The organism is Psychrobacter sp. NPDC078929, assembly GCF_050267985.1.
Lineage (GTDB): Bacteria > Pseudomonadota > Gammaproteobacteria > Pseudomonadales > Moraxellaceae > Psychrobacter.
In genome coordinates this window covers 1-26,843 of the sequence record NZ_JBNNFX010000012.1, presented here as the reverse complement: position 1 = coordinate 26,843, position 26,843 = coordinate 1, and the positions used below count along the sequence as shown (strand labels likewise).

Genomic DNA, 26,843 nt, shown 5'->3' with positions numbered 1-26,843 from the left:
AATCGTAAAGAATATCCATATAGGGTTTAAACATTAATGCTTAAACCCTTTCTAGGTTAGGAGGAGAAATATGAATATTGGTCAAGCATCCAAAAAATCCGGCATCTCTACCAAAATGATTCGTTACTATGAGCAGATTGGCTTGCTAGAAACCGTAAATCGCTCGAACTCAGGTTATCGCTTATATTCTAAAGACGATATAGACGATTTATGCTTTTTAAGACATTCTCGTGACTTAGGATTCTCATCCAAGCAAATGAAAGAACTACTATATCTGCGCAAAAATGCCAACCGTCAGAGTGCAGATGTTAAGCAACTGACACAAGAGCATATCGAAACGCTGAATCAAAAAATTGCCCAATTGCAGGAGATGGTCAATTCGCTACAGAACTCTTTTGATCATTGTGCAGGCGATGACAATGCAGACTGCGCTATTCTGGATGATCTTGGGCAAGCCAAATAGAGCTTTTAACGAGCACTTCTCTACGAAGACATTCTCGGTTATGTTGTTTTTTCACATCATTAAAAGAGAAGTGAGTATGCATACTGTTCAAGTATTGACAGTCAGCTTAGTGCCCATAGTGGTCGGTGGTAACACAGTCATAAGTTGTGAGTATTATCTGGCTCAAATGTGTAGTGAATCAGAACCGAGAAAACTGTTAGCAGTTCCGCTTCAAATGCTTGTTATATCCCGTTTTTAATAGACTCTACTTGTGTGTTTAATATATTCCGCATCATTATAAGCGAGAACTTTACGCCATCTTTTTCGGAAAGAATCTCGCTTAAATATATTTTTTTATCATCATATTGTTCTGGAAAATTGATACTTATATATGTCATTTTTTTCTTCTCAGCTTCCCAGAATCTATACTTTATTTCGGTATGACCAGCGTACTTTTGGAGAAAGCGATCAATGGTTAACCCTTCTTTCTGCCAATTTACTAAGCCTTTTGTTAACCAAACCTCATTCCAACTCTCAAACAAGGGAAAGTGAGCAAAAGTATTTCTAATAAATTTAAACAATGGGCCACCAATTTCAGATTCCATTGGAGGTCTTTGTTTCTTAATTGCCTCAAGAACATACTTAAAGGGCTCATAAGCTAGTAACTCTGCATAAACTGAAAATAGGTTAATCACTTTGCTAAAACGATACCAGTCTTCTTGTTCCCAAAATGAGTCTTCAATTATTTCATCGGCAAGATCATAAAACCTATTGTAAGCAAGTCTTAAAAAAACTTCTTCTTGTGATGTAGGTCGCAAATCCATGAAAGAGAACTCCTAGAAACATAACGCCGGGTTAAACTGCAAAAAACATGTGTTAGCATTTTGAGCGAAGCCGAACCAACCTTTTTATTTCCGTTTAAACTGCTTGTTATATGAATGTATTAATCATCGATCTTCAGGTTTTGTGTGTTTAACTTTTGCTGAGAACTCTTTGAGTTCTTCAATGCTATATTTGGTATGTACTCTTTCAATTGAAGGAGGCTGATGGTTGATACTTAAACCTATACGTCTAGCCATTTTAGGTCGAATAGGTCGAGGAACAAAACCACCGCCACAATTTGGGCATACATTTTCTAGTATTTCATTTACACATGTAACGCAAAAAGTGCATTCGTATGTGCAAATCATTGCTTCGGTAGAATCTGGTATTAAGTCTTTATCACAACATTCACAATTAGGTCTAATTTCTAGCATATATCAACTCCATTTTAATTCACCTAGGGCTTGTTTCTTGGGCTACAGAGCGTAAGTCGTGTGGCAGCCCATAGCAGCTACTTGTTATATTTTGATGCCTACCAATTAATGATTAATGGCAAAACTGGTCGTAAGTCTTCAGATAATCCACTACGCTTATTATCAGGAGATCTCAACTTTCTTGCTAGCCCATTATTCGACTCTTTACTATCACGTACGTATAGTATTTCGAGAATCTTAGCCCACGCCTATGCGGATTAGACTAGCAGAAAATCTAACTAGTACGAATTAATTATAAAATTTCTGCTTAGGCTATTATTTTATACTTCCTACTTTTATCCTCTCAACCAAGAAATCGACGGCGGCTTTTACCTTAGGCACTAGATAGCGCTGCTTTTGATACAGCAGATATACGGCCATATCAGCGTGCTGCGTGATTGCTAATGGATGCTCAAATTTAATCTCTTGCAATGCGCCTGACTCAAGATATGAGGATAGTGCCCATCGAGTGGACATCAAAACCCCTTCACCATCACAAGCCTTTTTTGCTAGCCATGGTCCATTGTTTGAAATTGCCACTGCAGGTCCTGAGACATCATGCCACTGATCGTCCACATAGCAGAGCCAAGGCGTTGGCCCGTTTGGCGCTTTGAAATACAGACCTTTATGTTCTTTTAACGCCATTACATGATTAGGTGCACCATGCATCTCTAAATAACTGGGCGATGCAACCGGAATAAACCCATTGTCCATTAGCCTAATGGCAAGCACTCGCTCATTTGGCGCATAGCCACCGCGAATCGCAATATCGACATCGTCACGTCCTAATGCTGATAGCTCATCACTGAGACTGACATCTAGCACAATCTCTGGATACAACTCACCAAACTCATCCAACAGTGGTAGCAGTATTTTTTCACCGAAACCCACCATAGAGCTGATGCGTAACCGCCCCATTGGCGTCGTTTGATAACTGCGTACTGTTTCTTTGCTTTGCTCGAGCTGATCTAGTACTTGCTGCATATCGTCGTAATAGACCTGCCCTACTTCGGTCAATTTAACGATTCGAGTCGAGCGCTTTAACAGTGTCGCGCCCAAGCTCTTTTCTAAATCAGATACCCGTCTCGATAGTGAGGATGGCGGTACTTTGAATGCATTTGCGGCCTTAGTAAAACTGCCCGTTTCTACGACTTTGCTGAAGTACTTGATGGCACGTAATTGATCCAACTGACCTCTCCATTTAGGTGAATATTTGAGTATTCTCGCCTTATTATTGTCTTAAAAGCAATAGTGATTCACGTTATTCCTTATATATAACCACATTAAAACCAGTAATAATGTGTTTAACTTAAACGTTGCAATGAAAACACGATTAAAAATAACTTTTACGTCAACAATGGAAGAATGACTTATGATTACTTTGCACGGCTTTGCTGCAAGCAACTATTACAACATAGTAAAACACGCTCTTTTATATAAGGGCGTTCCATTTCAAGAGAACCTTTTGTACGCTGGTAGTGATGATCTACTAACCGTTAGTCCAGTGGGTAAAGTACCTGCGATCACCATGCCTGACGGTTTTAATCTGTCGGAATCTAACGTGATTTGTGACTTTTTGGAAGAAACCTATCCTGAAAAGCCACTATATCCTACCGATGCAGCAGAACGCGCGACTGTACGTCAGATTATGAAAATAGCAGAGCTGTATTTTGAGCTACCAAGCCGTCGTCTGATTCCATATGTGTTTTCTGGTACTCAAGCACCTAACGCAATCAAAGAGGAAGTCCGTCAAGTATTGGGCCGCGGTATTATTGCCATGAATCGCTTATGTAAATTTTCGCCTTGGATTGCAGGCGAGCAATTCACCATGGCTGACATCTATGTGCATCACGTCAACACTATTGTCAACGCTTTTGGCGCGACTCAGCTTGAGTGGGATGTACTGGCAGAAGTGGACGGCATGAAAGAATGGAACAAAGCCATGAGTGAAACCGACATTGCAAAAAGCGTTCAGGCAGACAGTCAAGCAAACATGCCTGAGTTTATGCAACACGTTAAAGCTCTAATCCAAGCCGCAAACGCTAAATAACATATGACAGTGTGGCCACTAAAAATGAGCCATGTTAAGAAAACTACTAAAGCTCAATAACCTAAAGAACGACCAATGCCGTAAAGGGATTGGTCTAAAAATCCAACTATTTGCAGGAGCAAACCTTATGACCGATAAAAATAAACAACTGGTTTCAACCATCAGTGATGACAACAAATTAACCCTGTCTTTAAAAGACATCGAGATGCCGCAACCCGGTGCTGACGAAGTTGTCGTTCGCATGGAAGCCATGCCATTGAACCCCTCTGACTTTGGTGTGATGTTCAGCGCCGCTGATATGTCAACCGCTGTACAATCAGGCACTGATGACAGCCCGATCATTACTGCTGATGTGCCTGCGAAATTCATGCCATCACTCAAAACGCGGGTAAATAAAGACACGCCTGTCGGCAATGAAGGCGCTGGTACAGTCGTCGCAGCAGGCTCATCAGAAGCCGCACAATCACTCATGGGCAAAATGGTTGCGGTGATTGGTGGCGGTACATATCGTCAATACCACTGTGTCAATGTAAGAAGCTGCATAGAAATGCAAGACGGCACGACAGCTACCGAGGCCGCATCGTCTTTTGTAAACCCGCTCACCTCACTGGCAATGGTCGAAACCATGCGCGCTGAAGGCCACAAAGCCATCGTACATGCAGCAGCCGCTTCGAGCCTTGGCCAAATGCTAAACCGTATCTGTATGGCAGACGGCGTTGATTTGGTGAATATCGTCCGTAAAGACTCGCAAGAAGAGCTATTGCGCGATATGGGCGCAAAATATGTGGTGAACTCAAGCAGCGAGACATTCCTTGCTGATTTGACCACCGCGATTACTGAAACAGGCGCTACGATTTCGTTTGACCCTATCGGTGGCGGTAAGCTCACCAGCGATATTCTAAACTGTATGGAAGCAGCTATTACTCGTGACGTAGAAGAATACAGCGTCTATGGCTCAAATACCTTTAAACAAGCTTATATTTATGGCGCCTTAGACCGTGGTCCGATCACCTTAAACCGTAACTTTGGTTTTGCGTGGGGTGTGAATGGATTCTTATTGTTCAATGCACTTGGCAAACTTGGTAGTGAAACGGTTCAGTCCATGCGCAAACGCGTGGCAGAAGAAATCACCACCACCTTTGCGAGCAGCTATACGCATGAAGTGACCCTAGAGGAAGCGCTACAGTTAAAATCAATCGCCGCTTATGGCAAACAGGCGACTGGTGAGAAATACTTGATAAAGCCTCAAGTCTAATTGCAAATTAAAGAACAGTTAAAAAAAGCAGATATCTATGATGTCTGCTTTTTTATGTCTAACTAAAAGTCATCGCCACTTCGCATTTACTCACAATTTATATAGACCTCAACGAGAAAATCTTGCCCTGACGACACCGAAATCAGGCAATCAGATGCCAAAAGTAATCAATTAACATTATTACTAAACTTTTGGTTGCATCTACTCCTTATTACGCCTAGTATTTCGTCCCTTTAAATAACGCTATTTCTCAAAATATAGCTGATTCAGTTTGAAAGAGAGACAAGGCAACCGAGCGCAGATGTAACTGTGATACTTCAAGTGAGGTTAACGCTGTCACTCTTTTATAGAGAATTGACTATAGAGTCTTAGTAGATGTACCTATTCACTATAAAGAGGGACTTATTATGTCAATTGACGCAATCACAATTATTGACGGCGGCTTGGGTCGAGAGCTAGCCAAGCGTGGCGCACCATTTCGTCAGCCTGAGTGGTCGGCGCTAGCAATGATAGAAGCGCCTGAGATCGTCCGTGACGTGCATCGCGCTTTTATCCAAAGCGGTGCAGCGGTCATCACCACCAACAGCTATGCGCTCGTACCCTTTCATATTGGCGAAGCGCGTTTTGCCAATCAAGCGCAAGCATTGGCTACCTCAGCAGGCGAGATGGCGCGCGCTGCGGTCGAGATGGAAGGCCGCGACACTAAGATTGCAGGTTCAATCCCGCCGCTATTTGGCTCATATCGTGCCGACTTGTTTGACGCGGATCACGTGGAAGATATCGCCACGCCACTTATCAAAGGTTTGAGCGAATATGTGGATTTTTGGCTGGCAGAAACCCAAAGCTTAATCGCTGAATCTGTCGCTGTTCGCGAGCTACTGGACACGCTCGATACTGACAATAAGCCATTATGGGTTTCATTCACCCTAGAAGACAGCGAGGATCTCGATGTACCCCGCCTACGCTCAGGTGAGACGGTAGAAGAAGCCGTTACCAAAATGGCGGATATCAATGTAGAAGCGATCTTATTTAACTGCTGTCAGCCAGAAGTGATTGAACAAGCGCTTGATGTAGCGCAAAGCGTGTTGCAAGACAAGGATGCCGCGCACATCAAACTTGGTGCATATGCCAACGCCTTTCCACCACAGCCAAAAGACGCTACAGCGAATGATGGCCTCGATGAAGTGCGCGATGACCTAACCCCGCCTGCATACTTGGTCTGGGCAAAAAAATGGCAAACCCAAGGCGCATCACTGATTGGCGGTTGCTGCGGTATTGGCCCTGAACACATTCAAGAATTGAGCCAGCATTTCACAAGCACTTTGACAACAGGTACTTTAACAACAGATACTTTGACGACAGGCACCTCAACAAAATAGAGATCGCACGATGCAAAATGGACAAAAAATTGGGCTAACCATGCTCACTGCCATCGTGTTTAGCTCGATGGTCGGTGCGGGTATTTTTAGCCTACCGCAAAACATGGCCGAAGTGGCAGGCGTGAACGCCATCATTACCGCATGGATCATCACCGGCGTAGGTATTTTGTTCCTCGCGGGCTGCTTTTTGCATTTGTCACGCCTCAAGCCTGAACTGGATGGCGGTATTTATACCTATGCTAAAACAGGGTTTGGCGATTTGGCAGGCTTCTTTTCGGCATGGGGTTACTGGCTGTGTGCGACGATTGGTGTGGTCGGTTACTTGGTCGTGGCGTTTGCCGCGCTGGGTAGCTTTATTGATACACCAACCAGTATTGTTTTTGGTGAAGGCAACACGCTGTGGGCGCTAGTCGGTGAATCTATCATCTTATGGCTGGTACATTATTTGGTACTGCGCGGCGTCAAGCAAGCGGCCTTTATCAACTTGCTGGCGACCTTGGCAAAAAGCTTACCGCTCATTGCTTTTATTGTGTTTGCCTATTATGCCTTTGATATGAAGACTTTTAACGCCGACCGCGCGGGAACGACTTTGGACGTGCCATTTATGGAGCAGGTCAAAGGGACAATGCTGATCACCCTATGGGTATTTACGGGTATCGAGGGCGCGATTGTCTTATCACAGCGTGCCAAGAAACGCGCTGATATTGGCCGCGCTACTTATATCGGGGTGTTGTGTGCACTGGTACTGTATGTTGCCATTACCCTGCTCTCTCTCGGGGTCATGAGCCGTGTGGATGTGGCAGCGCTTAGCAACCCATCAATGGCTGGCATCATGGCGCAGATGACGGGCGACGTGGGTAAATGGGTTATCAGTATTGGTCTTATCATCTCGGTATTAGCATCTTACCTGAGCTGGATTCTCTACTCGGCTGAAGTGCCGTTTACCGCGGCGAAGTACAATGCGTTTCCACGTATATTTACCAAGCAAAACGCACAAGGCACGCCAACGGCATCATTACTACTAACCAGTTTGACCGTGCAGCTGTGCTTACTGATGATCTTTTTGACCGGTAAAGGCTATAACACCTTGGTGATTATCTCCACCTCGATGATTTTGATTCCTTACTTTTTAGTCGGGGCGTATTTGGTCAAAGTATCATTTGCACAATCAGAACGCTGGAGCATCAAAGCCATCGGTCTGGGCGCGAGTGTCTATGGTATCTGGCTAATTTATGCTGCTGGCGTGGATAACTTGCTGTTGTCCTTGCTGCTGTATATACCTGGCTTAGCGATTTTTTATTACAGCCGCTATCAATCGCGTCAGCAGTTAACATAATCTAGCTGATCGATAGCTATTTTAATAATGTAAAAGGTCCAAAAAATCATCATTTTTTGGACCTTTTTTAGTGGTGATCAAGGCTTCAGAGCAAAGCCAGTCATATAAACAACCGCAAATATTAAGTATTAGCAAGGAAAAATCACCACCTCATCCCCCTCTTGCCACGGTTGAAACTTAGTCAATAAAGCTTCAAAATTTTATAAAAAAATATATCTTATTGCCGAGACTCTAACTCGATCATCTCAGGGTAATCATTGGCGTACCAGTAACCATTTAATCTATTGCAGACTTTAACCGCGACCGAATAGATAAAGTTGATTTATTATGCGAGTCAACGCTAACAGTCGATCCAGATTATTATCTCGTTCGCAAAAATAATTCGTCATCAACACCAATTATCGACGCTGTCTGGAACTGGTGTGTCACTCATTTAGTACTGGCTTAGTACAGAATTAGCGCTGGTTTGATTTAGTCAGGGCTAGCTAAGTATGAAGTTAATCGTCAATATAAATAATCTAGTCTCAAACTTATTAACGTAGTTAGCTTCTGAGGCTAACTACGATTTTAGTCGTGCTTTTCTGTCTTACTACAGTCGTGCTTCAACGTAATGATGCAGACCTTTCTGCTTTTTTATCCTCATCTCTTTCCTCGTTTTATCTTTTTACTAATTGCCTTAATCAAGAATAAAGTATAGCTACCTACCCTTTTTCAATTCAAAAACGCCCTATTTTTACGCGATTAAAATACTAAGTTTTTATGTCACATTACGTAGACTTACACAGTTAATTCATAATAAACAATTATCGACTAAATTATTACTCAATTTTGTATTAGTATTCATTGGTATCAACCAGCTGATTAAGAGAGCCGTCTTTTCTTACAAGCACGCCAGCCCCTTACACGATTTTACTTGTTGTACCTGCATAAGGACCAGACATGACTGCTAACACACAAGAAGCTCTAACTAGCGCAACACTCAGTTTCCAATTGATGACGCGAGCTGAGCCTCCAGAGTTGGTTATTGCCACGATAAAGTCGTTATTAGCAGTAAAAAAAGCGTGTGACGAGATATTAATTATCGATAATAATAATAAAGAGACGTCGTTATATGAGCCGTTAGCAGCATTTTGCCAAAGCCTAGACGCTGAGTTGAATGTTCATTTTTATCATATTGATCGTGTCGAAGGATTTAAAGCGGGTGCTTTGAACTTGGCACTTGGGTTAATGAGTCCAGACTGTAGTCACATTGTAGTGGTCGATAGTGATTACCAAGCGTTACCACATGCTAGAGCCTCTATTATGCAGGCTATCGCCCAATATCCTGAGCATACCCTACTGCAGTTTCCGCAGTTTTATCGTAATGAAGGACAGCTAGATGCGCATAGCGAGTTGAATCACTATTTCAATCATCATCTGTATCGTCCTTTTAATCGCAATCGCGCCTTATCAACGGGTACTTACGCAGTCATTCGACGCTCAGACCTTTTGAGCATAGGAGGCTGGTCAGGCGCTTCTATCACTGAAGATGCTCAGATGGGCGTGCTTATGCATCGACAAGGTTTTCGCAGTCAGTTTGTGCCAGAAGTCATTGCCACAGGTTTACTACCTAACACACTAGATGACCTAATATGTCAACGCCGACGCTGGATCTACGGCAATATGCAAGTGCTCACGGATTACTTGTCAGTCCCGTACAACTCTCCAGTTCAACATATCTCGCAATCCAAAAGTATGAGAGAACGTCTAGCCTATATACGCGCTCATCTGTCTCAGCTGAGTGCTTGGGTAAATTTCACAGGGTTCTTTACCCTTTTGCATATCTGCTCATTACTGGTAATGGTTGATATGCTTTTGGTAAATAACGCTAACGTGTCGATGCTTATCCCTCTATATGTGGTTTATGCAGGCTATGCATTTTTTATCCTTAGACGTTTATCGGCATATTGCCGTGATCAATCGCCTCTCAATCAACAAGTAGATGACAACCATCAGCCACGTTTTGGTAGAAAAATACGTGCATGGTTGATGCACTTAAATTTTTGGGAGATTGGTGCCTTATCATGGCTTCCGGTGCTGTGGGGACGAGAGAAACCTTTTGTCTGTACGCCAAAACAAAACTATATCCAAAGCCGTCAGTCATTATTCCTTAAGAATATAGCAGCGTTACCAAAACTGCTGTTGGTGCTAAATATCATTACAGCTCTAGTTGTAGCACCGTTTTCATCGCTCTACTCACCAGTACTATTTATCTGTGCAGCAGCAGTCTGTGTTCTCAAACTAAGCGCCGCCAAAGTAGCAATGGATAATTTCTCTGATGCTCGAGCAGACATACCAAGTATGAGTAAGGTTCTAAAACAGACTTTAAAGGTAGCCCATGAAAAAAAGACGACTATCACGACATCTTATGCGACATCTTTATTTAAAGATAAAAAAACCATCGATTCATAAAATTCAGTACTTATAAAATTAGTGCTTATAGGCATATCGATTCGCAAAAACTTGCGATTATATAAGCCAATTTTGAACCAAGGTCATTTTATTGTCTTTTATCGTTTCTATACTAGGTTCCCTATACACCACTCTACTAACCATAACACTTATAGCCATGATGCTTATAACTATAAAGGTCTCAAAAACATGATTAGGTCTTCGAATTCACCGCTACGTATTGCCATTATCGCACATTCACTGTATCCCATTGCCCAGCCTTACGCAGGTGGTCTAGAAATGATTACCCAATTGATTTGTGATGAGTTGGTGGCGCAAGGCCATGAGGTATTGCTTTACGCTCATAAAGATAGCGAGACGAAAGCAACGTTGGTGCCATTATTGACGCGTCATGAGTTTAGTAAGATGGTCTATGATAATGAGCATGAAACGGTCGCCATGGGCCGTGAAGAGATGTACCAATATCTCACTTATCAGATAGCCTTACGAGATATTATCGAACGTGATGAGCGCGGTGAAATTGATATCGTACATAACCACAGTCTGCATCATATTCCGATGATGACAGGCCAAGCGTTTGGCGAAAGGTTTTTTACCACTTTTCATACACCTATTTTTCCACAGTTACGTTTGGCGCTTTTAACACTGCGCTCTGGTACAACCACTCAATTTACAGCGATTAGTAAGCACCAACAGCAGTTATTCGCTGAGTTTGTCCCTTCACAAGTGGTGTATAACGGCATCGATGTCGAATCCTTTATTGCCAATACAGAATCGCTTAATAATACTAATGGTAGCGATGACGAGGTATATTTTTGGTATGGACGTATTTGCCCTGAAAAAGGCACTCATTTAGCCATGCGGTACTGCATGGAAGCTGGAAAAAAACTTATCATTGCAGGACCTAAAAGCAACGAAGACTACTTCAATCAAAAAGTAGCCCCTTTATTATTTAAAGACAGTAAGAGTGGCGATGACAAACTATTCAGTTACGTAGGTCATGTCACCAAGGGCGAGATTAACAATTACTTGTGCCAAGCAACTGCCATGCTATTTACCAGTACTTGGGACGAGCCATACGGATTGACCTTAGCTGAGAGTCTGGCATGTGGCACACCAGTAATTGGTTTCGATGCTGGAGCCAGTGCAGAAATTATTACTCCAGAGACAGGAGTCATCGTACCTAAAAAAGACAAAGCCGCCTTTATCCATGGTTTTTCTACGATTAAAAACATATCACGCCAAGCCTGCCGTGACCGTGCTTTACAGTTTTGTTCAGTATCGGCCATGGTAGACGGCTATCTGGCATTGTATAAAGCAGCGTTAAAAAATAGAACGGTGTTGATAGAAGATAATTCAGAAAGTTATATCAACAGCATCAACAGCTATGGGCTGTCTGATTTAACAAAAGAATCCCTGCAGTTTTTTAATCAAGCCATTCAAGCGCCAGTTGAAACTGATAATGATCTTGTTAGCTTTTCTGAGGGATCGTAATGATTCGTATCGGATATTATGCTCATCATCATGGCTCAGGACACTGCCGACAGGCAGACAAACTGGCTGCGTTGCTACCTAATGACGCAAGAGCACAATTAACGGTATTTACGAGCTTAGATGCAGATAGCTATCGTTTTACCGCTATTGATGAACAACAAATCGTACGCTTAAATGCAGAAGATGAACGCCCCGATGACATACTAGCAGGTCGTGCAGGAGAATATTGGCAACCAGCCAGCCTACATTACTCGCCCGTAGGCAATGGCGACATTCAAAAACGCAGTCACCAAATACTAGATACTATCTTTCAATGTAAGATCGATCTAATGATTATCGATGTCAGCGTTGAGGTGGCAATGCTCTGCCGTGCGGCAAGCGTCCCTTACCTTTACGTTAGGCTTCCAGGTATTCGCGATGATGCGCCACATATAGGTGCTTTTGCTGGCGCGCTTGCCTTACTAGCTCCTTATCCTAAAGCATTAGAGTCTACCCAGACATCTGAGTGGGTCTGTAATAAAACGCTCTATCTTGACTTTATCTACTCTCAAAAAGCTGAGTCATGTACTTATGAGAGCTTTATAGATATTTTGGCAAAATTAAGCGCTAATAGCGAAACTTCTACTCTTAAATCTACAAACCTACTATCTATCGAGGCTAAATTAATAGACAAGTCCGAAACTACAACACCTATTATCACCGTTATTAAAGGCTATGGTGGACATAAAGCGATTGACGAAAAACTACCGGAATTGCGCTCACTGCTACCCAATGCGTTAATTATCTCTCTCGGGCCTATAGACGATGACAAGCGATGTTATGTCGATGTCTCAGCTGAGGTAGATGACGTCACACCATTTATTTGTCATAGCGATTATCTAATGATAGCTTGTGGCCTAAACGCTGTCGCGCAAGCGTATCATTATGATACGCCGCTCATAGTAGTGCCTGATGACAGACCACATAATGAACAAGCCGTCATGGCTGAAGCGTTAGTCACTCAAAATAAAGCGCTAAATTGGCAGCAGTTTAAAACCTTAATGCGCGTCAATGATGATCAACCTGAATCTATTGCCCAAACCATTCATGGCCGAAATAAATCACACCCCACTACTTCAGTTGATAGCATTGAAAAAAATAACAGTGAGGAAGATAGCAGCGAGGAAACCAACATAGCTATGCTAACAGCTGCTCAAGCGTTTATGCATAGCACCACTGATTATCCTACAACTAAGCTTTGGTTTGAAAACTGGTTACTCCCTCGTCTCAACTTAACACCTAAATCAACAATTAAAGACTGACTGATTAAAAATAACAGGCAGCACTATAACGAGGTAAAGACAAGCGATGACCACTCAGCCAACGAGTAACGCGAGTACGACTTCTGATACTGTACCGATGACCGTCATTACGACCTGCTATGGTCGTAATCGTCATCTCTACAACCTACTCAGTAGTCTAGAACATAGTAGTGTAAAGCCAGCCGAAGTCATTATCGTCAACGACGACGCTGACCCCAATCAGTTAGCTGAATTTTCATTAAATATCGTGAAGTTACCGACTACGGTTAAATCAGCTGTGAATGATGGTGACGATACTACAACTACAGAGTTTGATATCGGACATAATCGCAATCTTGGAGCGTTGCAGGCAACTCACGATATGCTGATTTTTTTGGATGTCGATTGTATCGTAGCGCCTACGTTTATTGAGCAAATGTATAAGAAGCTTCTGCAATATCCTAATGCGCTTTTAATGGGTCAACCACGCTATCTAACGCGACCTTTGTCAGTAGAAGAAAATGCACAATTAAAAATTAACCATCTGCCTGTCTCTCTTTTAGACGAGCTGTCTGTATATAACCCTTATCGTTATAATTTTGATGAAGCTGACTCATATCCTACTGAAACAGAGCAAACAGCTATCAAACAAACTGATGATTACGGTGCATTTTGGAGCCTATGCTTCGCTATCAATCGCCAGACTTTTGATAAAATTGGTGGTTTTGACACCCAATATACAGGTTATGGTGCAGAGGATACCGATTTTTCCTTTACAGCACATCGATTAGGTATCGATTTTTACCTCACTGCTGATATCGCTTATCATCAGCAGCACAGTGTCTACCGGCCACCACTCAATCATCTGGACAGTATCATTGTCAATGCCAATCGCTTCTATCAAAAATGGCACTGTTGGCCCATGACAGGATGGCTGTCACAGTTTTCCGATATGGATCTGATTGATTGGACCGAAGAACAGTCATCACTGATAGCCGTACGACGAGAGCCTAGCGATAAAGAGATAAAGCGCGCTCATTGTCCAGACGCTCCCTATGTTTAACTACTTCTAGCTAAACATAGCTTAGTTAATCAATATTTTAGTACTGATGAATAGTTACCCCTGTGGGTGGTCGATTCATTTCCTGACGTTCAAAATCCCAGTTATGACCATGCCAAAAATGAGCAGTTTTATCATTGTCATTGAAACCGATCATTACTATTTCTAACGGTAGTTTCGTGTTTTGAATATGGTGTAAGTATGCTCGAGCTGCCAGCATCAGCCGATACAATAGAAAACCTGACGAGGGTGCTGACGAATGAATATCGGTAAAGCATGGATAGTCAGCAACAACTTCATGATGCTCTGATAGCACACTATGGTAGGTAGGGCTTGATAATAGTTTTTTCATGCTCGAAGGAATATCTAAGATGCGAGGAGTAGTGACAGGATCGTCATTAGGACTTGGGTCATCAGCTAATGTTGGAAACTGATAAGGCTGGTTGCTCGTCAATACCCCTAACGGGGCGGTCTCTGCCATTTGCTCCATCACTGATATATGATTGCTTCTAGGCGGTAGGCCAAAATGCAGTTTACTGTCACCAATTTGACGAAAAAACAACAGCTTAGGTAGTGAACTAGCTAACTGATGGCAGGCAAAAAAAACATCATGAATAAAGTGATTAAATAACACCAAGACATCATCGGGCTGTAATAGCATCTCAAGCTGAGCCGTGGTGACAGCAGGATTATTTGCAATTAGAACGACTCGTTTAGCTTGCTCTAGTGCCGTCTGTGTAACGACTGGTAGCGTTAAGAAAGCAGACTTCGCTGTGCTTATATTATCAAATGTATATTTGCTATTCTCTGACAGCACGATACTTTGTTTAAGTATTGGTTTTTTTGTATTGGACTCTGTATTAGACATAGCAACCTTAGTTAGTTTAAACTTTTGATTGCTACTTTAGCATTATTAACGATTTTTATAGAAAAAGCTTTACCCCTATTATGCAAGGATAAAGCCTTATCTTAATAAAAGTCTGCGACCTCCGACCTCTTACTTATTCAACTCAAAAATCATATTTTGCCATTATTTCAACTTGCTGACCTGCTGGCATCCATGGGAATGTCGTTGCGTCCTGATTTCTCCACTCAATACCCAAATCTAAATCTGGTAGATACTCATAGATAAGGTTTGCGCTTTTTACATTGGCAGAAGTATCTGCCGCATCGTCTACATTTACTTCACCATAACGCAAGTTGCCACGCAGCTTTTGGGTAAATTGATGCTTATATCCTACGCTATAGCCAGTTTGCGAGATAAGCTTCCCATCCTCGGCATCACAGTCTACGCCGCCATTCATAATTAGTGGCCCGCCAACACAGATGGCAGAATAGGCACCCATGCCTTTACCATTATATATACTCGCATGGAGTGAATCTTTACCCAATGTCAGCTTGCCCGCTAAAGAAACACCGATACCCACATCTGAGCCATCTCCGTTCTCAGCATCACGAGCTGTGACAGCCACGTTATAATCAAATTTAGATATCTTATCTTTGTAGCTGACCACCATATCAGGTAAGCTCGCATTATCATAAACAGGATCTTGCGCCGTAAAACGCAGCCCCTTATAAGTATAGTGCAACGTCAAATCTGGCCGAATATAAGAACCACCACCAGAGGCCGTGCCCAAACCAGTACCCCAGAAGTCAAGCTGCTCCGTAGAAAGAGGCGCCACTGCCAAAAACTGACCGTTCCAAGTCTTACCAATTGTCAAATCATCAACCTGTACATAGGCATGACGCAAGCGCAGATTTGAGCCACCCTTGGCATAATCGCCATAAAAATCACCTTCAATGAACCCCGTGAGTTTTTTATCATTTACCGACTTGGTCGTCTTCACATTGATACGAGACTGACGTAAATTACCCTTAAATTCCGACTCACCTTCATCAGGAGAGTTAAAAGCACCTTCTGCTTTGATGTAACCACCGATACTCAACGTCGTGTCACCTGTCGTCACAAGATCGATTGCTTGTGCAGATACGCATGTTACAACCATAGCAAAACCTACAGATAGCCTTTTTATATAAAGCATCATTCATCTATTCCCTATTCTATGTTGATATCCTTATCAATCCCAATTGCTACTACGTTTTCTTTAATCCATAAAAATAAATAATCCTTTTAGATGAAAATTAACTTCTACTTAATAACTACTGTTCAATTAAAAAACCCAATCGTACTTTGACCGATATATTAGGTGTTACGCTTCTTGGTCAATATTCTCTAACGCAGCAATCGCGTCTTTTTGTGACTCATCGATAGGCTTTTTTTGTCCACTCAATTTATCAAGATATACCAACACCGACTCACCGATTGCAACGACTGTTTTCTGCACCGTACTGTAATAGGTATATTCATGAATCAGACTTGAATTACCGATTTTTTTGACCTTGACGCCAATCCATAATTCATCAGGATAAGCAACCGATTTGAGGTAACGACATGATGAGGCTGCCATCACCGAAGACGTCTGTTCGTTAAATAGACCAAGCCGCCTGTTGTAGTAGATACGAGCGTTTTGAGCATATTCGTAATAAACCACATTATTGACATGACCAAAGGAGTCCATATCACCCCATTCCACTTGCTGAGGGTAGATAACTGTAAAGTCATGCAATGGGTGATTGTCATCGCTTGTGACAATCTCTTGTATTTCTGGGAACGTAGGCGCAGCTTCCATAGTTTTTCTCTTTTTATTAGACAGATTCTGTTATAAAGATGATGAATGTGACTCAAGGTGCTCGTGACTCACACACCTCTCCCATCCCTAGCATTCAGTCAAACACTAGGGTTTATGCAAGTTTTCACTTTCGTCAAAGTCGATTTGATGGTGACCGGATTGTTTGACTAGATAAGATTTTCTGAGTACATCGAACGCATGCGTTTTTTATCGAGTTTACCGACGCTGGTTTTTGGCATGTCTGACAAAAACCTCACTTCACTTGGCACACCGTATTTTGGCAGATGACCTCTCTCTACTGCTTGATGACCCAATGCCAAAATATCTTCCATTTTTGTGTCGACATGGTCTGGTTTTAGCACGATCAATGCCAAGGGACGCTCGCCCCAACGCTCATCTGGCACACCAATCACCGCGATATCAGCCACACTCGGATGAAAGGACAAAATGGTTTCTACCTCAAGCGAGGATACCCATTCGCCGCCAGATTTAATGACATCTTTGAGCCTGTCTGTAATGCTTAGCGTGCCATCAGCGGTCATGCAGGCGATGTCTTGAGTATGCATCCAGCCGCCTTTCCATAACTCATTACCTGCGTCAGGATTTTTAAAATAACTTTGTGTTAGCCAAGGCGCGCGTATCACAAGCTCGCCTGTCGATTTGCCATCCATGGGTTGTGGTTTACCATTTTCATCCCAAATTTCCATCGAAACTAGCATAATGGGTGAACCTGACAGACAACGATAGTTAAGGTTATCCTCTAGCGTCATTGACTCTGTTTTGTCATCGAATACTGCTCGAGACAGTACAGGGCACGATTCTGACATACCAAACCCTGACATAAACTCTATGCCACACTCTATAGCTGCCTTTGCCAAGCCTTCGTTAAGTTTTGAGCCACCTAGTAACAGTTTAAGATCTTCAAATTTGCGACCGCGCTCTGCCATTTCTTTGAGAAGCATCTGTAGTATTGCTGGGACACCATGTGACAGCGTGACCTTGTGCTGCTCAATCAAGTCAACCAATTTTGGTGCCAGATATCTCCCGGGATATACTTGCTTGAGCCCTATCATGGTAGCGCCATACGGCCAGCACCACGCATGTACATGAAACAAAGGCGTCATTGGCATATAGACATCGTTGTAGCGCGCGCCTTGACCTTCGGCGTTGAGGGCTGACGCCAAGGTACTCGCCATCGTCTGTAGTACGATCTGGCGATGAGTAAAGAAAACCCCTTTTGGATCGCCTGTCGTACCACTGGTATAGAATGTCGTAGCAATAGTGTTTTCATCGAAATCTGGAAAATCAAACTCATCACTAGCAGCGGCTAATAGCGCCTCATATTCGCCATCGACATAGTCTGGCAGCTCAGCTTTCTCACCACCTACTTTGTCACCCTCTGCATCATCAGCCCACATCACATGCTCAATAGAAGGCGCATCGTCACGATAGTCTTTAATCATCGGCGCAAATTCAGCATTCAACAATAAGGCTTTTGGTGCAGCATGGTTGACGGTATATAGCACTTTTTCTTCAGACAGACGGACATTAACGGTTTGCAAAATCATGCCCGACATTGGTACTGCAAAGTATGCCTCAAGGTAACGATGACTATCCCAGTCCATGACTGCGACCACATCACCTGCCTGCAAGCCCATATTTCTTAATACATTGGCCAAGCGATTAATACGTTTAAAAAACTCAGCATAGGTATAAGTGACTTTGTCCGCATAGCTAATGGTTTGGTTGGTAGAGGCGATTTTGGCGCGGTTTAGTAGCTGTTTGATAATTAACGGGAACCCATACGCTTCTTCGGCTTGATGGTAATTATCGTGTTCGTTGAGTATGGTTGTCATGGTATCTTCCTTGATAATAAATTTTCCTTAATATAGTCAATCCTCTATAAAAGAGTGACAACGTTACTCTCACTTGAAGTATCACAGTTACATCTGCGCTCGGTTGCCTTGTCTCTCTTCTAAATTGAATCAACTATAATCAGTAATGGGGCGAGCGTGCTTTTGAGTCTCAGACGCGTTCTATCACCATGGCAAGCCCTTGCCCAATACCAATACACAGGCTGACCACGGCATATTTGCCGCCCGTACGCTGTAACTCTCTAGCCGTACTCAAAGCGATCCTTGCACCAGATGCGCCAAGCGGATGCCCGACCGCGATGGCTCCGCCATTGGGATTGACACGCTTATCATCAAAATCAATATCCAACCCTTTAAGGCAGCCAAGCACTTGAGAAGCAAATGCTTCATTAATCTCAATGACAGACATGTCATCGAGGGTCAGATCCGCACGCTTTAGTGCTAGCTTAATCGCTTCAACAGGACCCACGCCCATAATATTGGGTTCAACACCCATCGCACCTGATGACAAGATCTTGGCAATCGGCTTAAAGCCGAGCTTTTCTTCTGCTTGCTTTGAGCCAATGATAAGCGCGGCAGCACCATCATTGATACCAGACGCATTACCTGCGGTGACGATTCCATCTTTGTTTAACGGTTTGAGCTTTTGTAGTGCTTCAATATTAGAGCTGGCACGCGGATGCTCATCATCTATGACTACTTTTGCAGGCAATTTCTTACCTTGGGATACAGTGATAGGTGTTATCTCATCGTCAAAAAACCCTGCTTGCTTGGCAGCTTGATACTTGGCCTGTGATGCGGCTGCAAAATTATCGGCTTCCTCTCGCGTAATACCATACTTCTGCGCAACATTATCGCCCGTCTGCGGCATGGTATCACTGCCGAACTGCTCAATAATTTTTGGGTTGGGGAAACGGCTACCAATGGTTGTATCAAATACTTTGAAGTCACGGCTAAAAGGCTGCTCTGTCTTGGCAAAGACAAACGGTGCACGCGTCATCGACTCGACCCCACCTGCTAAAATAATATCCCCTTCATTACACGTAATACTGCGAGCAGCATCGACAACAGTAGACAGACCTGACGCACATAGACGGTTTACTGTTTGACCCGGGGTTGTTACATCCAGTCCTGCTAACAAAGCCGCGTTACGAGCGATATTGCGAGAGTCCTCACCTGCTTGGTTAGCGCTGCCTAGCAACACTTCATCAAAGATATCAGCAGATAGTTGGTGCTTTTCGACCAGCGCTTTTATCACAGTGGCAACCAAATCATCAGCACGTACGGTTGCTAATGCGCCAACATATCGACCAAAAGGACTTCTTAATCCATCATAAATATAGGCATCTAACATAACGCTTCCTTGTCGTATTTTTTGATTCTGAATAATGGTTTTATGGTTTAATAACCATATCTTGTCGTTCAAATTAGTAAGTGATTTGCTGAGTAAACAATGACACATCAAGCTTGGCACGGCGCTGCAGCCAAGGGCTTGGACGGTAACGTGGGTCACCTGTCAGCCCGTAGATACGCTCTAAAATAAGCAATACACGCGAGGCGCCAAGATGATCGCCCCAAGAGATAGGACCATGCGGATAACCTAGCCCAAGCTTGACAGCATTATCGATGTCCTCAGGTGAAGCAATCCCTTGCATAGCAATGTCACAGCCAAGATTGATTACCATAGCGATCACACGCTGTGCCACAAAGCCTGTACTTTCGGTAATCAAGGTAGCACTGCCCGCTTCCTGTGTGTCTGCCTTATTACCATCCAAATCTTTATTAACTTTGCTTCTACTAAACAACGCATAAGCTTGCGCCACAAACTGTTCTTGCGTGATGAGACTTGGCATCAACGTACGATGCTTTTTGAGTTCGGTGAGCATATCAATAGCAACCGCTTGCTTGGGATCGACCTGATAGCGAATCGCAGCATTGGTCGTATCCTCACCATAGATGGCGAGCAGCACCAAACTATCAGGACTCGGCTTGGCGTTGTCATCAATAGTGATGTCACAAGTGTTTAGGTAGTCAATTAACTGTGTTTTATCTTCTGCCAGATCAGCGCCAACCCAAACTGAGTTAATAGTGGCATCAGATACAAGCGCTTCGGACGATTGATTTTGAGCGCCGTCCACTGGTAGTTTCTGACCTTTTTGTTTTTTATTTTCTGTGTATTGATAAAAACCTTCACCAACCTTACGGCCGAGCTTTTTGCCTACCAGCATCTGACGGGTTAATGGATGCGGACGATAACGAGCCTCATGATAGAACTGGTTGTAAATTGACTCCATCACAGGATGAGACACATCAACGCCCGTCAGATCCATCAGCTCGAATGGCCCCATACGAAACCCTGCACCATCACGCAAAATACGGTCGATTTGCTCAAAACTTGCGACGCCTTCACCCAATATTTTTAACGCTTCTGTACCGTACGCTCTACCGCCATGATTGACAATAAAACCCGGTGTGTCTTTTGCTACCACACCTAGATGACCCATACGTTTGGCCAAATCGGAGAGCACGTCAACCACTGATTGCTGAGTAGACAGACCTGGAATGACCTCTACAATTTTCATCAAAGGGACTGGATTGAAGAAGTGAAATCCTGCCACGCGCTCTGGATAATTACAGTCAGCAGCAATTGCGGTCACTGATAAGGAGGAGGTATTGGTTGCCAAAATAGTATCGGCGGTGACCACACCTTCTAATTGGGCAAAAAGCTGTTTTTTGATGTCTAGATTTTCGATAATGGCTTCAACCACTATCTCAGCAGTCGCAATTTGGCTAAGCTCCTGTAGTACGGTCAAATTACTTAAAGTATCCTGTAGCTGCTCATCGGTAAACTTGCCTTTAGCAGTGAGTTTTTCAAGGGTACTTTGCAAGGATTGTCGTCCTTGTTCAGCAGCGCCTGATTTGGCGTCATATAACAGTACTTGGATACCAGCTTGAGCAGCAATTTGAGCAATACCCATGCCCATAATACCAGTGCCAATAATGGCGATTGTGTTCACAGTCATAATAACTCTCTACATAGTTTGCTATGAAATTTTGGTTCAAAGGTGATAACTTGCTTCAAAAGCAATCACAATGTGGCTTTGAATTAACGTGCTTATGAATTCACATGCTAATGAATTAACGCGGCTAGGAATTAATGCCCTTTGTACTCTGCAGGACGCTTTTCCAAGAAGGCTTTAGCGCCTTCTTTTTGGTCGTGAGTATTGAACAAAATCTGGAAAGCCTTACGCTCTAGAGCCAACGCACCTTCTAAAGGCATATCAACACCTAGATTTGCCACTTCTTTGATTTGCGCTAAGGCAATGGGAGAGTAATGTGATAGCTGCTCAGCAATCTCAATGGCGCGTGTGATAGTAGCCTCATCTTCAACGACTTCAGATACCAGCCCCATTGTGTCCGCCTCATCAGCGCTGATCATATCGCCCGTTAGTACCATTTTCATGGCCTTATGTTTGCCAATCGCGCGAAACAAACGCTGCGTTCCGCCAGCACCTGGCATGAGTCCTATCTTGATTTCGGGTTGACCAAATTTGGCAGACTTGCCTGCGATGATGATGTCAGCATGCATGGCCAACTCGCAGCCACCGCCTAGCGCATAACCATTGACGGCAGCAATAATGGGTTTTCGGCAGTTAGTAATGGCCTCCCAATAGCGCTCACTATGACGCAGGTACATATCCGCTGTACTAGTAGTCAAAAAATCGTTGATATCCGCACCAGCGGCAAACACCTTGTCACCACCAGTAAGGACGATCGCTTTGGTTTGTGGGTCATCATTTAGTTGAATGAACAAATCTGCCATTTGTTGACGTAGCTCGCTGTTTAGTGCATTGCGCACTTTGGGGCGATTAAGTCTAACGAGACTCACGCCCTCTCCTTTTTTCTCACAAATAATGAGCGGCTCTTCCATGATCGACTCCTTAAACATCATTCTTGCATAAAGTATAAACACCGTAATAAAGCATTTATTTTGAATATTAAATATCGCTATGCGGTATTTAATATCAATATATACTGTTTATTTTAGTTTGTGAAGCATAAAAAATTGATAAATTAGAATAAATTTAAAATAAAAAGCCATATTCAATTATATAAATACCGCAATGCGGTTTTTTAAACCAAAACTATTGTAATTTAATAATTCATCGATTATGCTGTTTGCCTAAGACAATTAGATTGTTGTTCAGTATTATTCATATTGGTTATCAAAATCTAAGATTCTCAACACTCAGGATGCTCATAAGACCACTACTAACAATAGCGGTTAACCAAACAAGGAAGATTCACATGATTAGAGATAAAGAAACCCTCGACCACATCACACAAACCATTCGTAACTTCGTCAACGATCAACTTGTCCCTATGGAACATTGGGTTGCCGAAAATGACCGCCTTCCAGAAGAGATCATTGAGCAAATGCGAGAATTAGGGCTTTTTGGACTGACCATACCCGAAGAGTACGGCGGACTTGGGGTCACTATGGAAGAAGAAGTCACACTGGCATTTGAATTAGGACGCACCTCCCCTGCGTTTCGCTCATTAATAGGGACAAATAATGGTATTGGCTCATCTGGCCTAGTCATTGATGGTACTGAAGCACAAAAGCAGAAGTATCTACCTCGGTTGGCCAGTGGTGAAATCATCGGTTCGTTCTGTTTGACCGAGCCGGAGTCAGGATCAGATGCCGCCTCATTGAAAACAACGGCTATTAAGGATGGTGATACTTATATCATCAATGGTACCAAGCGCTATATCACCAACGCCCCGCAGGCTGGTATATTCACTGTTATGGCACGCACCGATCCACAAAACAAACGCTCTGGTGGTATTTCGGCATTTATCGTTGAAAGCGACACACCTGGTATTACTTTAGGAAAAATTGACAAAAAAATGGGCCAAAAAGGCGCACATACCTGTGATGTGATCTTTGATAATTGCGTCGTACCAGCTGATGCACTCATTGGCGGTGTTGAGGGGGTTGGCTTTAAAACGGCCATGAAAGTTCTTGATAAAGGGCGCTTGCATATTGCAGCAGCCAGTACTGGAGCCGCCACTCGTATGTTGAATGATGCGCTCAACTATGCTGTCGAGCGTAAGCAATTTGGTCAACCAATTGCCAGCTTTCAGCTGATTCAAGGGATGCTCGCTGATTCAAAAGCAGAAATATATGCCGCCAAATCCATGGTGCTAGACGCTGCACGTCTGCGTGACGAAGGCAAAGACGTCGTTACCGAATCCTCATGCGCCAAAATGTTTGCCACTGAGATGTGTGGCCGTGTTGCTGATAGAGCGGTACAAATCCATGGCGGTGCCGGTTATATCGCAGACTACGGTATTGAGCGGTTTTATCGTGATGTACGTCTATATCGTTTGTATGAAGGTACCACACAAATTCAGCAAGTCATCATTGCCCGCAATATGATTAAAGAAGCCAGCGAGTAATCCCTACCACTTTTTCATCTACCAAAATGCACGGCGGTATTTGCTAGGATGCTGATACCGTTTCCCTCTATTTTTACCACTACGCATCAAATTAGTTTTTCATTCTCACAACGTTAAGGATATAAATTGTGAAAAGTGTCGCTATAACTGCAGATCCAAGTATAAGATCCACCCAAAAACAACCTTGGAAACTGGCCTTTGTTTTTTGTTTCTTAGTTTTATTATGTGATGGGGCTGATATCGGTATTCTTGCCTTTACCTTATCCAGCCTAAAACTAGAGTTTGCACTGACCAATGTACAAGCTGGCGCTTTAGGCAGTTGGTCCTTATTTGGGATGGCAATCGGTGGGTTCTTTGGTGGTTGGGCTTGCGATCGCTTTGGCCGAGTACGTGTCATCGTCCTTGCGACTGGCATGTTCTCTATATTATCTGGTTTTAGTGGATTGGTGCAGAGCTATGAGCAGTTTGTCACGCTACGGGTTATTGCCTGCTTGGGTCTTGGTAGTCTTTATATCGCTACCAATACGCTTATGTCAGAGATGGTACCTACCAAGCATCGAACCACCGTCCTTGCTGCATTAATGACTGGATTTACTTTAGGCTCATTGGTTATCACCAGTGTATCCGCTTGGATTATCCCTAGCTATGGTTGGCGCACACTATATCTACTAACGTTTTTGCCGATACTTTTGGCAGTATCAATGTACTTTTTAGTACCTGAACCCCAGTCTTGGAAAGACGCTCGAGCATTAAAACTGAGCGGCGCACTAGACACACTCAAAAAAGCAGAGAACCCATACAAAGCGATAATGGAAAATCCGAAACACCGTATCATGTTTATCCTATGGTCAATGAGTTCAGGACTTTTACTATTTGGCTATTTTGGTGTCAGTAACTGGCTACCTTCTTATCTAGAAACTGAATTGGGTATCAAGTTCAAAGAAATGGCACTGTATATGGCGGGAACGTACCTGACTATGATGTTTGCCAAAGTCGTGGCTGGATTCATGGCTGATAAAATCGGACGTAAGATAGTATTTGCCTTTGGTACGATGGGCACTGCATTGTTTATTCCTATTCTAGTGTACATGCACACGCCAGAAAATATCGGTTGGTTAATGATCACCTTTGGTTTCTTATATGGTATCCCCTATGCCATTAATGCCACCTATCTAACCGAAAGTTTCCCTACTGCTATCCGAGGTACTGCTATCGGTGGTGCATTTAATATTGGACGGCTTGGCTCTGTGATTGCTCCTGTTGCCATTGGTTATATGGCCATGCATAACTCTATCGGCGCAGGTTTATTACTTATGGCAGGGGCATATTTCTTATGTGGTCTTATCCCTACTTTGTTCATTAAAGAAAAGCAATATGATCCACAACAAGCCTAACCATACCTCTTATAACGACTATTGCTACCGTTCATACCGCATAGCGAAACAATAGTTTCTCATTATGCTATGCTGAGAATGAGAATGTGAAAGTAAATTGATATAATGTGGTTAAAGAGATAGTGGGCAACTGTGAGCTGATAGTAGCTCACAGAATGCTATGAATAATAAAGTTTTGTGATTTTATAACGCTTGTATGAATTTGATTGGGGATAATAGACGACATATGACTAATGATACCCTTACCGATGAAGACACTAGCAATGAGATGCATATTGAATTGTTAGAACCCATTGCAGAGATGAGAGATAAAAACGACAGACAGTTTGTCACCGCGTTGGCTCGAGGGTTAGAGTTGCTGCGTTGTTTTACCCCGCAGCGGCCTTATCTAGGCAACCAAGATCTAAGTCAGCTGACAGGACTTCCTAAAGGAACCATCACTCGTCTGACCTATACATTGGTCAAATTGGGATATTTAAAGCAATCGACCAATAGCAGTAAATACCAGCTCTCGACAGGGGTACTAAGTTTTGGTTATACGATGATGACTAATATCTCTATTAATAACCTTGCAACTCCTTATATGGAAGAGTTGGCAGACTATGCCAATAGTGCCGTTGCCATGGCTACTCGTGATCGATTGATGATGGTCTATCTAAATGTGGTGCAAGGTGCTGGTACGACGACCATGCAGCGTAATATCGGCTCTTATCTGCCTATTCATTTAAGTTCGATGGGTAGAGCCTGTTTGGCCAGTATGCCACCTGCTGAGCAGGAATTTATTCTTAATGCGATTCGTAGTAAGTATAAAGATGATTGGCTAAAGATTAGACGAGGATTAGATAAAGCCTTTCAAGACTATGAAGATTACGGCTATTGTTTTTCAATTAGTGAATGGCAAAAGGATGTCAATGCGGTTGCTATTGCGTTGATGCACCCTACTGAGGGTCTACTTACGTTTAATTGCGGTGCACCCAGTTTTATTCTGAGTCGTACCAAGTTAGAAGAGGACATTGCCCCTCGCCTGCTGCATATGAAAAATATGATTGAGAGTAATTTGTATATTAGCTAGTTTTTTTGAACGACTAAAAAGGTAGAGTTAAAGTTGCATTAAATCTTTCGATAATGCTCAGTAAATTTAATGCTACATTATCAGAGCCTCCGAACTAAACCAGTCAAATGCATATTGCAGCACAAATCTTGTTTGATAAGGAGTAAGCATTAAGATGCTCACTCCTTATTTATTACAGGAGATCATCTTCGTAAGATGCATACCACTGCTGAGGAGACCATCCCGAATTCTGTGTAACTGCCATTTAGATTAAATGCCTGCTTATACGATCATCAAACATAATCATAAAGCGATTCAAAGCAGACGTC

General features: G+C 43.0%; 22 protein-coding genes. 12 read left to right on the top strand and 10 right to left on the bottom strand.

The window, feature by feature from the left end:
- Positions 1 to 70 precede the first annotated feature (70 nt).
- A complete protein-coding gene (gene cueR / locus ACQKCG_RS08225) occupies positions 71 to 463 on the top strand; it encodes a Cu(I)-responsive transcriptional regulator (RefSeq protein WP_101204531.1) in 393 nt (130 codons plus the stop codon).
- Between the two features lie 221 nt (positions 464 to 684).
- Here cueR and ACQKCG_RS08220 read toward each other — a convergent pair whose 3' ends face one another.
- From ACQKCG_RS08220 to ACQKCG_RS08210, 3 genes are all read right to left on the bottom strand, one after another.
- Entirely contained in the window at positions 685 to 1,266 is a 582-nt protein-coding gene (locus ACQKCG_RS08220) for a hypothetical protein (protein ID WP_404693806.1), read from the bottom strand.
- A 123-nt stretch (positions 1,267 to 1,389) separates the two neighbouring features.
- Positions 1,390 to 1,698: a DUF1272 domain-containing protein gene (locus ACQKCG_RS08215; protein ID WP_404693807.1), complete on the bottom strand. Its 309-nt coding sequence runs from the start codon at positions 1,696 to 1,698 to the stop codon at positions 1,390 to 1,392.
- A gap of 315 nt (positions 1,699 to 2,013) precedes the next feature.
- A complete protein-coding gene (locus ACQKCG_RS08210) occupies positions 2,014 to 2,925 on the bottom strand; it encodes a LysR family transcriptional regulator (protein WP_427550788.1) in 912 nt (303 codons plus the stop codon).
- Between the two features lie 184 nt (positions 2,926 to 3,109).
- Here ACQKCG_RS08210 and ACQKCG_RS08205 point away from each other — a divergent pair, with 184 nt between their 5' ends.
- From ACQKCG_RS08205 to ACQKCG_RS08170, 8 genes are all read left to right on the top strand, one after another.
- Positions 3,110 to 3,787, top strand: coding sequence for a glutathione S-transferase family protein (locus ACQKCG_RS08205; RefSeq protein ID WP_404693809.1), 678 nt, complete (start codon positions 3,110 to 3,112; stop codon positions 3,785 to 3,787).
- A gap of 127 nt (positions 3,788 to 3,914) precedes the next feature.
- A complete protein-coding gene (locus ACQKCG_RS08200) occupies positions 3,915 to 5,042 on the top strand; it encodes a zinc-binding dehydrogenase (RefSeq protein WP_404693810.1) in 1,128 nt (375 codons plus the stop codon).
- A 422-nt stretch (positions 5,043 to 5,464) separates the two neighbouring features.
- Positions 5,465 to 6,421, top strand: coding sequence for a homocysteine S-methyltransferase family protein (locus ACQKCG_RS08195; RefSeq protein ID WP_427550800.1), 957 nt, complete (start codon positions 5,465 to 5,467; stop codon positions 6,419 to 6,421).
- A gap of 10 nt (positions 6,422 to 6,431) precedes the next feature.
- On the top strand, positions 6,432 to 7,757 hold the full coding sequence (locus tag ACQKCG_RS08190; RefSeq protein ID WP_404693811.1) for a basic amino acid/polyamine antiporter: 1,326 nt from the start codon (positions 6,432 to 6,434) through the stop codon (positions 7,755 to 7,757).
- Between the two features lie 939 nt (positions 7,758 to 8,696).
- Positions 8,697 to 10,208: a glycosyltransferase family 2 protein gene (locus ACQKCG_RS08185; RefSeq protein WP_404693812.1), complete on the top strand. Its 1,512-nt coding sequence runs from the start codon at positions 8,697 to 8,699 to the stop codon at positions 10,206 to 10,208.
- Between the two features lie 189 nt (positions 10,209 to 10,397).
- Positions 10,398 to 11,702 (top strand): glycosyltransferase, encoded by a 1,305-nt coding sequence (locus tag ACQKCG_RS08180; protein WP_404693813.1) that lies wholly within the window; start codon positions 10,398 to 10,400, stop codon positions 11,700 to 11,702.
- A complete protein-coding gene (locus tag ACQKCG_RS08175) occupies positions 11,702 to 13,003 on the top strand; it encodes a hypothetical protein (protein ID WP_404693814.1) in 1,302 nt (433 codons plus the stop codon). The genes ACQKCG_RS08180 and ACQKCG_RS08175 overlap by 1 nt, the downstream gene beginning before the upstream one ends.
- Before the next feature lie 46 nt (positions 13,004 to 13,049).
- Complete coding sequence (locus tag ACQKCG_RS08170) at positions 13,050 to 14,045, top strand: glycosyltransferase family 2 protein (protein WP_404693815.1); 996 nt, start codon at positions 13,050 to 13,052, stop codon at positions 14,043 to 14,045.
- Positions 14,046 to 14,082: 37 nt separating this feature from the next.
- On the opposite strand, the gene ACQKCG_RS08165 is transcribed toward ACQKCG_RS08170, so the two are convergent.
- The 7 genes from ACQKCG_RS08165 to ACQKCG_RS08135 all read right to left on the bottom strand — a co-directional run bounded on the left by ACQKCG_RS08165 (position 14,083) and on the right by ACQKCG_RS08135 (position 22,537).
- Positions 14,083 to 14,910, bottom strand: a complete 828-nt coding sequence (locus tag ACQKCG_RS08165; protein ID WP_404693816.1) for a hypothetical protein — start codon at positions 14,908 to 14,910, stop codon at positions 14,083 to 14,085.
- Positions 14,911 to 15,052: 142 nt separating this feature from the next.
- A complete protein-coding gene (locus ACQKCG_RS08160) occupies positions 15,053 to 16,048 on the bottom strand; it encodes a hypothetical protein (RefSeq protein WP_427550785.1) in 996 nt (331 codons plus the stop codon).
- Between the two features lie 204 nt (positions 16,049 to 16,252).
- Positions 16,253 to 16,732, bottom strand: coding sequence for an acyl-CoA thioesterase (locus tag ACQKCG_RS08155; protein WP_404693818.1), 480 nt, complete (start codon positions 16,730 to 16,732; stop codon positions 16,253 to 16,255).
- A 167-nt stretch (positions 16,733 to 16,899) separates the two neighbouring features.
- Positions 16,900 to 18,588, bottom strand: coding sequence for a fatty acid--CoA ligase (locus tag ACQKCG_RS08150; protein ID WP_427550782.1), 1,689 nt, complete (start codon positions 18,586 to 18,588; stop codon positions 16,900 to 16,902).
- 169 nt (positions 18,589 to 18,757) lie between these two features.
- Entirely contained in the window at positions 18,758 to 19,960 is a 1,203-nt protein-coding gene (locus ACQKCG_RS08145) for a 3-oxoadipyl-CoA thiolase (protein ID WP_427550781.1), read from the bottom strand.
- 73 nt (positions 19,961 to 20,033) lie between these two features.
- Positions 20,034 to 21,629, bottom strand: a complete 1,596-nt coding sequence (locus tag ACQKCG_RS08140) for a 3-hydroxyacyl-CoA dehydrogenase (protein ID WP_372887619.1) — start codon at positions 21,627 to 21,629, stop codon at positions 20,034 to 20,036.
- A 131-nt stretch (positions 21,630 to 21,760) separates the two neighbouring features.
- Positions 21,761 to 22,537 (bottom strand): enoyl-CoA hydratase, encoded by a 777-nt coding sequence (locus ACQKCG_RS08135; RefSeq protein WP_372887621.1) that lies wholly within the window; start codon positions 22,535 to 22,537, stop codon positions 21,761 to 21,763.
- A 377-nt stretch (positions 22,538 to 22,914) separates the two neighbouring features.
- Here ACQKCG_RS08135 and ACQKCG_RS08130 point away from each other — a divergent pair, with 377 nt between their 5' ends.
- From ACQKCG_RS08130 to ACQKCG_RS08120, 3 genes are all read left to right on the top strand, one after another.
- On the top strand, positions 22,915 to 24,069 hold the full coding sequence (locus ACQKCG_RS08130; protein WP_404693822.1) for an acyl-CoA dehydrogenase family protein: 1,155 nt from the start codon (positions 22,915 to 22,917) through the stop codon (positions 24,067 to 24,069).
- Positions 24,070 to 24,197: 128 nt separating this feature from the next.
- Positions 24,198 to 25,463: an MFS transporter gene (locus ACQKCG_RS08125; protein WP_372887682.1), complete on the top strand. Its 1,266-nt coding sequence runs from the start codon at positions 24,198 to 24,200 to the stop codon at positions 25,461 to 25,463.
- Positions 25,464 to 25,689: 226 nt separating this feature from the next.
- Positions 25,690 to 26,535, top strand: coding sequence for an IclR family transcriptional regulator (locus ACQKCG_RS08120; RefSeq protein WP_372887684.1), 846 nt, complete (start codon positions 25,690 to 25,692; stop codon positions 26,533 to 26,535).
- Positions 26,536 to 26,843: the final 308 nt, after the last annotated feature.